This window comes from Pseudarthrobacter sp. TE3704, from assembly GCF_056279405.1.
In genome coordinates this window covers 338,479-349,016 of the sequence record NZ_JBWCCJ010000006.1, presented here as the reverse complement: position 1 = coordinate 349,016, position 10,538 = coordinate 338,479, and the positions used below count along the sequence as shown (strand labels likewise).

Annotated in this window: 9 protein-coding genes; 3 read left to right on the top strand and 6 right to left on the bottom strand. The window is 64.5% G+C overall.

The window, feature by feature from the left end:
- Nucleotides 1-133: 133 nt before the first annotated feature.
- Genes ACZ9BC_RS17675 through ACZ9BC_RS17660 form a run of 4 tightly spaced genes read right to left on the bottom strand, consistent with a single transcriptional unit; the run spans nt 134 to nt 4,280 of the window.
- Entirely contained in the window at nt 134-910 is a 777-nt protein-coding gene (locus ACZ9BC_RS17675) for an ABC transporter ATP-binding protein (protein ID WP_115524381.1), read from the bottom strand.
- Nucleotides 907-2,010, bottom strand: coding sequence for an ABC transporter ATP-binding protein (locus tag ACZ9BC_RS17670; protein WP_476247047.1), 1,104 nt, complete (start codon nt 2,008-2,010; stop codon nt 907-909). The genes ACZ9BC_RS17675 and ACZ9BC_RS17670 overlap by 4 nt, the downstream gene beginning before the upstream one ends.
- Nucleotides 2,007-2,975 (bottom strand): branched-chain amino acid ABC transporter permease, encoded by a 969-nt coding sequence (locus tag ACZ9BC_RS17665; protein ID WP_079595706.1) that lies wholly within the window; start codon nt 2,973-2,975, stop codon nt 2,007-2,009. Before ACZ9BC_RS17665 ends, ACZ9BC_RS17670 begins: the two co-directional genes overlap by 4 nt.
- 9 nt (nt 2,976-2,984) lie before the next feature.
- Nucleotides 2,985-4,280, bottom strand: coding sequence for a branched-chain amino acid ABC transporter permease (locus ACZ9BC_RS17660; protein ID WP_476247046.1), 1,296 nt, complete (start codon nt 4,278-4,280; stop codon nt 2,985-2,987).
- Nucleotides 4,281-4,761: 481 nt separating this feature from the next.
- Between ACZ9BC_RS17660 and ACZ9BC_RS17655 the strand changes: the two genes are divergently transcribed.
- Entirely contained in the window at nt 4,762-5,679 is a 918-nt protein-coding gene (locus ACZ9BC_RS17655; RefSeq protein WP_476247045.1) for a Bax inhibitor-1/YccA family protein, read from the top strand.
- A gap of 96 nt (nt 5,680-5,775) precedes the next feature.
- On the opposite strand, the gene galK is transcribed toward ACZ9BC_RS17655, so the two are convergent.
- Together galK and galT are read right to left on the bottom strand one after the other, a co-directional pair.
- Entirely contained in the window at nt 5,776-6,957 is a 1,182-nt protein-coding gene (galK, locus tag ACZ9BC_RS17650; RefSeq protein WP_476247044.1) for a galactokinase, read from the bottom strand.
- Entirely contained in the window at nt 6,954-8,111 is a 1,158-nt protein-coding gene (gene galT, locus ACZ9BC_RS17645) for a galactose-1-phosphate uridylyltransferase (RefSeq protein ID WP_476247043.1), read from the bottom strand. The genes galK and galT overlap by 4 nt, the downstream gene beginning before the upstream one ends.
- 100 nt (nt 8,112-8,211) lie before the next feature.
- Here galT and ACZ9BC_RS17640 point away from each other — a divergent pair, with 100 nt between their 5' ends.
- Nucleotides 8,212-9,171 carry an aldose 1-epimerase family protein gene (locus tag ACZ9BC_RS17640; protein WP_476247042.1) on the top strand — a complete coding sequence of 320 codons (960 nt, stop codon included), beginning with the start codon at nt 8,212-8,214 and terminating at the stop codon, nt 9,169-9,171.
- A 39-nt stretch (nt 9,172-9,210) separates the two neighbouring features.
- Nucleotides 9,211-10,536, top strand: a complete 1,326-nt coding sequence (locus ACZ9BC_RS17635) for an AI-2E family transporter (protein ID WP_476247041.1) — start codon at nt 9,211-9,213, stop codon at nt 10,534-10,536.
- Nucleotides 10,537-10,538 lie beyond the last annotated feature (2 nt).

Genomic DNA, 10,538 nt, shown 5'->3' with positions numbered 1-10,538 from the left:
CCAAGCTCAAGGGCCTGAGCCCGGTGCAATACCGTGCTCAGGCCCTTGCGGTTTAGGCTCTTATCTGGCCAGTCCAACTTTCGGGGACCAGTTCAAACCGGACGGGGGCTCCCTTGAGTTGTGATGTGCGGCGCTACTCGACGGTGTCGGCCAGGGTGCCCAGGTAGAGCTGGATGACCTTGGGGTCCTTCATCAGTTCACGGCCGGTGCCGGTGTAGGCATCCCGGCCCTGGTCCAGGACGTAGCCGCGGTCGCAGATCTGCAGGCAGCGGCGGGCGTTCTGTTCCACCATGATCACGGACACGCCGGCACGGTTGATCTCGTGCACGCGCAGGAACGTCTCGTCCTGCTTGACGGGGGAGAGGCCTGCGGAAGGTTCGTCCAGCAGCAGCACGGCCGGATCCATCATCAGGGCCCGTCCCATGGCCACCATCTGCCGCTCGCCGCCGGAGAGCGACCCGGCCCGCTGGGCACGCCGCTTTCCAAGCTCAGGGAACAGGCCGGTGACAAAGTCGAACCGCTCGGCGAAGTCCTTGGGCCTCTGGAACATGCCCATCTGGAGGTTTTCCTCGATGGTCAGCGTGGAAAACACGTTGTTGGTCTGCGGGACGAAGCCCACTCCACGGGAGACCAGTTTGTTTGCCTTCAGGCCGGTGATGTCCTGCCCGCGGACCACGACCGTGCCCGAATGGACCTTCACCAGGCCGAACATGGCCTTCAGGAGTGTCGACTTGCCCGCGCCGTTCGGTCCGATGATGCCGATCAGTTCGCCCTTGCGGGCCTCGATGCTGCAGCCGTTGAGGATGTTGACGCCGGGCAGGTAACCCGCCACGAGGTCTGTCACCTTGACCACGGCCCCGCCATCGGCGACGGGCTGGGCGGCGGGTGCTGCGCTGGTGCTGCTGCTCATTGGCTGTCCCTCTCTGTGCGGTCTTGCCCGCTGATGTCCCTGTCCGAACTTCCATGCCGGCCGCCGGACCCTTCGCCCTCCGGGATGCCACGCCTCCGCTGGTTTTCGGCCTCGTCGGCCACAATGTCCAGGGAGATGATTCCGGCGTTTTCGGTTCCCACAACGGACTCTTCGTCAGCCACCAGTTCGGCAGCCAGCTCCTTGATGCCCTCGGAGTCGCCCAGGTCGACGTCATGGTGGGCGCCCAGGTAGGCGTCGATGACGGCAGGGTTCTTCATTACCTCGCCGGGTGGACCTTCGGCGACGACTTTTCCTTCCGCCATGACCACAACCCAGTCGGCAATGTGCCGGACCATGTGCATGTCGTGCTCAACGAACAGGACAGTCATGCCCTCAGCCTTCAGATTCTTGATGTGGTCCAGCAGTGACTGCGTCAGCGCCGGGTTCACGCCTGCCATGGGCTCGTCCAGCATCACCAGCTTGGGCCGGACCATGAGGGACCGGGCCATCTCCAAAAGCTTGCGCTGGCCCCCGGAGAGGGAAGCCGCGTAATCATCCTTCTTGGCGTCAAGCTTGAACTTCTCCAGCAGGACGTTGGCCTGAGCGGTGATCTCTTTCTCGCGGCCGCCCCACATGCCCTTGAAAAGGGCCTTGGACAGGCGCTCACCGGGCTGGTTGGACGCGCCGAGCCGCATGTTTTCCATGACCGTCAACTTGCCCATGACCTTGGTGAGCTGGAAAGTGCGCACCATGCCCATGCGTGCCACCTTGTAGGGTGATACGCCGGCGATGCTCTGGCCCTCGAACTGCCACTTGCCGCTGTTGGGCGTATCAAATCCGGTGAGCAGGTTGAAGAGGGTGGTTTTGCCGGCACCGTTGGGACCAATCAGTGCCGTGATTTTGTGCCGGGGAATTTCAAGGTACTCGACGTCCACGGCGTTGATGCCGCCGAAGCTTCGCGTCACGTTCTCCGCGACGACAATGGGGTCCCGCTTCTTGCACCCGGGGCCGGTTTCGCCGGCCGCGATGGGCCGGTTGTCGGTCATGTAATCCGGCTCGCCCCCGCCGGCAGTTGTTCGTTCTTCGCTGTGCATGCTCATGCGAACGCCAGCTCCTTCTTGTTTCCGAAGACGCCCTGGGGCCTGAAAATCATCAGCAGCATCAGGGCGACGCCAACCAGGATGTAGCGCAGCTGTCCCGCCTGGACGGTGTTCAGCCACGTGACGGCGCCCGACTCGATCAGGCCATACAGGATGCCCTGGGTCAGTGACAGGACAACCCAGAAGATCATGGCGCCGATGACGGGGCCAAGGACGGTGCCCAGGCCGCCCAGGAGGAGGCACGTATAGAGGAAGAACGTCAGCTCAGTGCCGTAGTTCGCCGGCTGCACTGCTCCGCGGGGGAGGGTGAAGATCATGCCTGCGAGGGCTCCGAGCACACCGCCGATGATCAGCGCCTGCATCTTGTAGGCGTAGACGTTCTTGCCCAGGGACCGTACCGCGTTCTCATCCTCGCGGATGCCCTTCAGGACACGGCCCCAGGGGCTGCGCATCAACAGCCACACGAGGGTGCAGCACAGGGCAACCAGTGCCCAGCCCACCACGCGGATGAAGAAGTCGCGGTTGTTCATGCCGAAGTAGGACCCCTCGGGGAAGGGGTTCATGGCGTAGAAGCCGCCTTCGAACGCCGCCAGCCCGTTGGCGGAACCGGTCACGGATGTGAGCTGGTTGGTGGTGACGATGTACCGGACAATTTCCGCGGCCGCGATGGTAACAATGGCCAGGTAGTCTGCCCGGAGCCTCAGCGTGGGGATACCGAGCAGCAGGGCAAAGATTGCCGAGGCGATGATGGCAATCAGCAGCCCAACGAAGAACGGCACGCCGAAGGTCAGGGTGGAAATCGCAAACCCGTAGGCACCCACCGCCATAAAGCCGGCCTGGCCAAAGTTCAGCAGGCCGGAATAGCCGAAGTGCACGGCGAGGCCCAGGGCAGCCAGCGCATACGCCGCCGTTGTCGGGCTGAAAATTTCACTGGCAGCGCTGGCAAGAATGAATCCAAAATCCATGGCTGTTTCCTAACCCACGCGCTCGCGTCGGCCCAGGATTCCCTGTGGCCGGAACAAGAGGACAACGATCATGATGAACAGCGCTCCCACGTACTTAAGGTCGGCCGCGAGGCCGAACACGGTTGTCAGCTCCACGAAGATGCCCACGATGATGGACCCGATCAGTGCGCCAAAGACGGTTCCGAGTCCGCCGAGGGTGACGCCGGCGAAGATCAGGAGGAGGAGGGCGGAGCCCATATCGAAGGTGACGCCGGGCCGGTAGTAGGCCCACAGGATGCCGCCCAGGGATGCGAGCATGCCGCCGGTGATCCATACCAGCCGGATCACGCCGTCCACATCGATGCCCGAGGCCGCCGCGAGTGCGGGGTTGTCCGCCACGGCACGGGTGGCCTTGCCGAGCCTGGTCTTGAGCAGCACAATGCCGATGAGTGCGATCACCACGGCGCTGATGCCCAGCGACCAGAGGTTGTTGGGCGAGATGGATACCGGGCCCAGCTGGATTTCGGGGCTCTGGGCGAACGGCAGCTGTTGGGTGGCGCCGCCGAAGTAGAACTGGATCACGTAGCGGACGGCCAGGGCGAGGCCGATACTGACGATCATCATGGGCACGAGGCCCGTACCGCGCCGACGCAGCGGCCGCCACAAGCCCCTGTCCTGGGCGTACCCGAACAGGCCGCCGCCCAGCAGGGACAGGATCAGTGCCAGCCAGAACGGAAGGCCGATGGCATTGAACGCGAACACGAGCACGGCACCCAGGGTCACCATCTCACCGTGGGCGAAGTTGGTCAGGCCGGTGGTGCCAAAAATCAGTGACAGCCCAACTGAAGCGAGGGCGAGGAGGAGCCCGAAGCTCAACCCCGCCACAAGGCGGTTGAGGAGGTTCTGTCCGAAGTCCTGCTGCTGGATCACGATGCCTTTGCCAAACGCAAAGATCACCGACAGGTTGGAGGTCTGGCTGAAGGTGACGTCGCGCGGGTTTTCCTGGCCTTCGGCCAGCGTGATGCCTTCAGGCAGGGTGGATTCGTCCAGCTCAACGGTGTACGTGCCCTGTTCGGGTACGCCGATGTTCCAGGAGCCATTCGCTGCTGACTTGGCAGTGCCCGTGAAGTCGCCCTTTGTTGCGGTGATGGTCACGTCCGCCAGGGGAGCGCGGGTGTCATCGCGGAGGAATCCACTGATGTTGTTCTGGAAGGTCTGGTTCGACGGGGATGGTGTCGGTGACGGGGAAGTGGCCTGGGACGCCGGGGCGGCCACCAGGAGGATTGCCAGGATGGAAGCACTGATGGCTCCCAACAGTCTCAGCAACCCTCGGCGTCCTCTTGCCGGCAGGCCTTGGGGTGTACTTCTCAAATTGATAACCTCCACTTGGGGGCGGTCCCGGCTGCGCCGTTGCAGCCGCTGCGAACGGATGCAAGGTTGGGAGGCGCCATCTGGCCCGGCGCCGTCACGCGTGTGAGTTCCGTCACCCTGCTTGGCTTATGCTACAGCGCGCATGAACCCGCAAATGCCTTGGTCAGGGCGTTGATGGTAGCGATCGGATAACAACTGTGCAGCCCTTTACGGCAGCAGCGGGCGGAACTCCCAAAGAAACCTTTGTTGAGTCACGGTGTTTTCCGGGCAACCTCCGAGCCCGTTTGTTTCATGCGGGCAGCTGCTCCTGCCGTGAACAGGGTCACGGTTGCGTTGCGCCGGGGTGAATTCGGGAACTTTCAAGGGTGCATCGACGTGGAAATTGGTAGCGTAAACCTTAAGGTTCACAACACACCCACAATGGAGGAATCCCGCAATGGCACTTGGCGGCAACCCGATCTTCAACGGAAAGAGCTTCCGTGGAGCCACCCAGGCACCGCCTGTCCAGCAGGCTCCCTACGGCAACGCTCCCTACGGCCAGGCCCCTTATGGCCAGCAGCCCTATGGCCAGGTTCCCTACGGCCAGCCTGCCTACGGGCAGCAGGGCTGGAACGCCCAGCCGCAGAACATGACGGACGAGCAGCTGCAGCAGATGTACAACCAGCCTGCTGCAGGCCCGGCTGACACCGGCCGGATGACCTTCGACGACGTCATCGTCAAGACCGCAGCCTGCCTCGGAGTGCTGCTCGTCGGCGCCGCGGTGACAATGTTCGTCAGCATGGGACTCGCGTCACTCCTTATGATCGTCGGCGCCTTGGGCGGCTTCGTGCTGGCCCTCGTCAACACGTTCAAGAAGCAGCCCTCACCGGCACTGATCCTCGCTTATGCAGGCCTGGAAGGCCTCTTCCTCGGCGGCCTCACCCGGGTCCTGGACACCATGTACCCGGGTGTGGGGCTTCAGGCCGTCCTCGGCACGCTGTCCGTCTTCACCGTGACGCTCCTGCTCTTCAAGAGCGGCAAGGTGCGCGCCACGCCCAAGGCCATGAAGTTCTTTATGATCGCCATTGTTGGCTACGCGCTGTTCTCCGTGGTGAACCTCGTCATGATGATGACGGGTCTGACCACTGAGCCGTTCGGGCTGCGAAGCGGCATCATCGGCATCGCCATCGGCATCCTGGCGATCGGTCTCGCGGCCTTCTCGTTGGTCATGGACTTCACCAGCATCGAGGCCGGCGTCCGCAGCGGTGCTCCGCAGCGCTTCTCCTGGACGGCTGCTTTCGGCCTGACGGTCACGCTGGTCTGGCTGTACGTGGAGATCATCCGCCTGCTGGCCATCCTGCGCGGGGACGACTAGCACCAAGGCGGCGCCGCCGTCGTCGTCTGTTCCTTAACAACGAAGGCCCCACCTCACGGTGGGGCCTTCGTTGTTCCTGCGCCAGTGTGTTGGGCCCTACGCGATGCGCGTGGCACCCGCGGCAGGCGAAACCGTGAAAATGTCCGGTGCCGTGAAGCCCGCCCGGGCAAAGGCCTGTACGACGGCGTCGCGCACCTTTTGCTCGGAGCCGGCAGGGGTGAGCGCGATCGCCGCTCCACCGAAACCGCCGCCGGTCATCCGGGCGCCCAGTGCGCCACTGGCCCGCGACGTGTCCACGGCGAGGTCCAGCTCCGGGCAGGAGATTTCAAAGTCGTCGCGCATGGAAGCGTGGCTCGCATCCAGCAGGTGTCCGATGGCTGACGGGCCCTGCTCCGCGAGAAGTTCCACGGTTTGGAGGACCCGGTCGTTCTCGGTGACAACATGCCGAACCCGCCGGAACGTCACTTCGTCCAGGAGTCCGCTGGCTTCCTCCAGGTCTCCCACCTGGACATCCCGCAGTGCCTTGACACCCAGGACCTGGGCGCCGAGCTCGCATGACGCACGCCGCGAGGCATAGCCGCCGTCAGAGTGCGAATGTGAAACCTTGGTGTCGATGACGAGCAATACCAGGCCGGCGGGCTCCGTCTCGAAGGGAACCAGCCGGGCCGTCTGGTCCCGGCAGTCCAGGAACACTGCGTGGCCCTGTGAACCGCGCAGTGAGGCTGACTGGTCCATGATTCCGGTGGGTGCCCCCACGAAGTCATTTTCGGCCTGCTGGGTGGCCAGGACCATCTCCTGCGCCTCCAGTCCCGCGCCGGTCAATTCGTTAAGGGCCGTAATGACGGCGCATTCGATGGCGTGGGACGAGGAGAGCCCGGCCCCGAGGGGGACGTTCGAGTCCAGCAGGAGGTCGATGCCCGGCACCTGGATACCGCGCCGGCGGAGTGCCCAGATGACGCCGAGCGGGTACTTTGTCCAGCCCTTGGCGGACCCGGGCTCGAGGGAGTCAAGCGGGGCGGTGACAATGCCCTGGTCGCCGTAGGTGGACAGCAGCCGGGCAGTGGAATCGGAGCGCACCCCAACGGCCACCCGGGCAGTGCGGTCGATGGCAAAAGGCAGGACAAAGCCGTCGTTGTAGTCCGTATGCTCGCCGATCAGGTTGACGCGCCCCGGTGCCTGCCAGATACCGGCAGGAGCACTTCCGAACTCGCGCGTGAACCGGGCTGCGAGGTCCTGGGTGCCGGCTGCAGCGGCGAGGGGATCAGGTGCGGTGCTCACGCGGGGGCTCCTTCGGACGCGGCGGCCAGGACGGCCGGGAAGGTGGCGGACGGCGGAACGGACACGGCGCGCAGGCGTTCAGCCACGCTTTCCGGGGTGGTGTCATTGATGAAAGCACCCATCGCTGCCTCCGAACCGGCAAGGTACTTCAGCTTATCGGCAGCACGCCGGGGTGACGTGAGCTGCAGGTGCAGATATCCCGCATCGCGCAGCGCCGGCTCCAGGGGAGCCTGGTGCCAGGCCGAGATGTACGGCGTGGGAGTGGGATACAGGGCATCCAGGCGTTTGAGCAGATCGAGGTAGACGTGCGCCAGCTCATCCTTCTCTTCGCCGCTCAGGGCCGCCAGGTCCGGAACGTGGCGGTGCGGAACCAGATGGATTTCCAGCGGCCAGCGGGCCGCGAACGGGACGTAGGCGCTGAAGTTCTCGCCTTCCATGACCATCCTGCTGCCATCCTCGCGCTCTGCCCTCAGCAGCGAGCCGGTCAGGGTCTCCCGGCCGTCGTGCGCATCGTAGAACCTGCGTGCAGCTGCGCCGAGGACGCCCGCCCGGGGCGTGACGTAGGGGTAGGCGTAGATCTGGCCGTGGGGATGGTGCAGGGTGACACCAATATCCGCGCCGCGGTTTTCAAACGGGAATACCTGCTGGATCCCGGGCAATGCGCTCAAGGCGGCGGTCCGCTGTGCCCAGGCCTCGATCACCGTACGGGAGCGAATTTCGCTGAGGCCGCTGTAGGAACCTGTGTGCTCCGGCGTGAAGGACACCACCTCGCAGCGGCCGTAGGCCGGGCCCTTTGTTCCCCACGTGGTCTGGTCCGGGACGGGGCCGACGGCCGGGCCGAGGGACGGGAAGCGGTTCTCGAAGACCACTACATCGTAATCGGCGGCCGGAATTTCGGAGGGGTTACTGCCGGTGGTGGGGCAGATGGGGCACTGGTCTGCGGGAGGAAGGTGGGTCCGGGACTGCCGGTGGGCCGCGACGGCCACCCATTCTTCAGTCAAAGCGTCGAAGCGGAGTTCTCCCGGTTCACCGCGCGGAGGCAGGCCGCGGCGGTCGGTGGTGAACTCGGCTGCGCGCGAGGTGCTGGTGCCGGCGTCATCGAAATAAATCAGCTCCCGGCCGTCCGAAAGTCTGGTGCTGGTGGTCCCTGTCATGGAAGAAGTGTCGCACATTCGCTCAAAAAAGAATAGTTAACAACAAAAGACAACATGCTGGGCTGGAACGGCCCAACGTGGCCGAGGTACGGTAAGGCCCATGACATCGACTTCCTCCCAGGATTCCCTTGCCGGTTCCAGCGCCCAGGCCTACGCAACGGGCCGGCAGTACGAGCTCCGGCGCGGCGACGCGTTGGCTGTGGTCACCGAACTTGCCGCCGGCCTCCGCTCGTTCACCAGGGGAGGTGAACTCCTGACGGAGACTTACGGGGATGACCAGATCCCGCCTGGCGCAACGGGAATTACGCTGGCGCCGTGGGCCAACCGGGTAGAGGACGGAACGTGGTTCCTTGATGGCAAGAAGCAGCAGCTGGACATCACCGAAGTGGGCCGGAACAACGCAAGCCACGGCCTGCTCCGCAATGCCGCCTACGCTCTGGTAGACGAGTCACAGCACTCCGTCTCCCTGGAGGCAACCATCTTTCCGCAGCACGGCTACCCCTTCCTGGCGCGGCACCGCGTCCAGTACCTGATAAACGATGACCTGGGGCTGGTGGTGCGCCAGACCCTGACCAACCACGCCAAGGCATCCGCCCCCTTTGTCCTGGGCGCCCACCCGTACCTCCGCCTGGGTGACACGCCCATCGAGGAACTGGTGCTGACCGTTGCCGCCGATACCCAATTGCTGGTGGACGAACGCCTCATTCCCCGCAGCAGCGCTCCCGTAGTGGGGGACACGGACTTCCGGGCGGGCAAGCATATCGCCGACCTCAGTGTTGATGTTGCCCTCACGGACCTACAGCGTGAAGCAGGCAAAGCCCGGCACATCCTTGCCTCGGCTGACGGGCAGAGCGTGAGCCTCTGGCAGGACGAAGCATGCGAATATGTCCACGTCTATGTGAGCACGCTGTACCCCGGCCGCAGCCGCGCAGTCGCCGTCGAACCCATGACCGGACCTGCCAACGCCTTTAACTCCGGCGACGGCCTCCGCTGGCTGGCGCCGGGCGAATCCTTCACCATTGAGTGGGGAATTGACTACAGCCCTGGTGGGGCCGGATAGCAGTTTCCCATTAGGGGACGGCTGGGGAAGTATTAGGCTATGACGCCAACCGGGGATCCCGTACCGCCCACCAGCCCATCCCCATTGCAGCAACAGCCTGCTGCCGTGCCGCCGTTGCGGGTTCGTACGGACCGTGAGCTGGACCAGGACATTCCCTATGGAATCCGGATCGCCGCATCGTGGGCATGGCGGCTTGGACTCATCCTCCTGGTGGGCGGGGCCTTGGTTTGGCTGCTGAGGGGGATCAGCTTCCTCATCATCCCCGTCATGGTGGCCGCCCTGTTGGCCGGCCTCCTGAACCCGGTGGTGGGGTGGCTCAAGCGCGACCGGGTGCCGGCGGGCCTGGCCGTAGCCATCACCGTGCTGGGCTTCCTGGGCCTGATTGCGGGAGCGCTGGCGCTGGTGGGCCGGCAGCTCATCGTCGGTTTCGGGGAACTCTGGTCCGAGGCGCTGACCGGAATAAGGCAGATCCAGGACTGGCTGTCAGAGGGGCCCCTCCACCTGACCGCAGACCAGATTGACCAGTACCTGCAGGAAGCAAGTACCGCGCTGCAGGACAACAGCAGCAGCATCCTCAGCGGGGCCCTTTCCTTCGGCAGCACTGCAGGTCATTTTGCCGCAGGACTCATCCTTGCGCTCTTTGTCCTGATCTTCTTCCTGCTGGAAGGGGACAGGATCTGGGCGTTCCTGGTGCGGCTGCTTCCCAAAAAGGCCAGGGCCGCAACGTTTGGGGCCGGGCGCAAGGGCTGGTCATCCATGGTGAGCTACGCCCGCATCCAGATGTTCGTTGCGTTCGTGGATGCGGTGGGCATCGGCGTGGGAGCGGCCATCATCGGCGTTCCGCTGGCGCTTCCGCTGAGCGTGCTCGTGTTCATAGGTTCGTTCATTCCGATTGTTGGTGCCCTGGTCACCGGCGCCATCGCCGTGCTGCTGGCCCTGGTGGCCAACGGCCCGGTGAACGCCCTGATCATGCTGGCCATCGTGCTGCTGGTCCAGCAACTGGAAAGCCACATCCTGCAGCCCCTCGTCATGGGCAAGGCCGTGGCGCTGCACCCGGTGGCCGTCATCCTCTCCGTGGCGGCGGGTTCCTACCTGGCCGGCATCCCCGGCGCCCTGTTCTCGGTGCCCATCCTCGCCGTCGCAAATTCCGCCATTCGCTACATTGCTGCCAGAACGTGGGAACATGAACAGGTGCCGGCAACGCCGCTGGTGGCTGGCGCGCCGGCGGACAACACGATTAAGCACATCGAGCCGCCGGAGCCGATCCAGCGCGGCAGGGATGCCGTTACCGGCACGACAGCAGAACATCCTGATGCCCGCACCTCAGCGGAGCGGGGCACCGGGGACGAATCCAGAGGAGAATAGTC

What these genes read in the sequence shown, in the direction of transcription:
- ACZ9BC_RS17675 (WP_115524381.1), bottom strand. Translation starts at nt 910, where the DNA reads ATGAGCAGCAGCACCAGCGCAGCACCCGCCGCCCAGCCCGTCGCCGAT.
- ACZ9BC_RS17670 (WP_476247047.1), bottom strand. Translation starts at nt 2,010, where the DNA reads ATGAGCATGCACAGCGAAGAACGAACAACTGCCGGCGGGGGCGAGCCG.
- ACZ9BC_RS17665 (WP_079595706.1), bottom strand. Translation starts at nt 2,975, where the DNA reads ATGGATTTTGGATTCATTCTTGCCAGCGCTGCCAGTGAAATTTTCAGC.
- ACZ9BC_RS17655 (WP_476247045.1), top strand. Translation starts at nt 4,762, where the DNA reads ATGGCACTTGGCGGCAACCCGATCTTCAACGGAAAGAGCTTCCGTGGA.
- galT (WP_476247043.1), bottom strand. Translation starts at nt 8,111, where the DNA reads ATGACAGGGACCACCAGCACCAGACTTTCGGACGGCCGGGAGCTGATT.
- ACZ9BC_RS17640 (WP_476247042.1), top strand. Translation starts at nt 8,212, where the DNA reads ATGACATCGACTTCCTCCCAGGATTCCCTTGCCGGTTCCAGCGCCCAG.
- ACZ9BC_RS17635 (WP_476247041.1), top strand. Translation starts at nt 9,211, where the DNA reads ATGACGCCAACCGGGGATCCCGTACCGCCCACCAGCCCATCCCCATTG.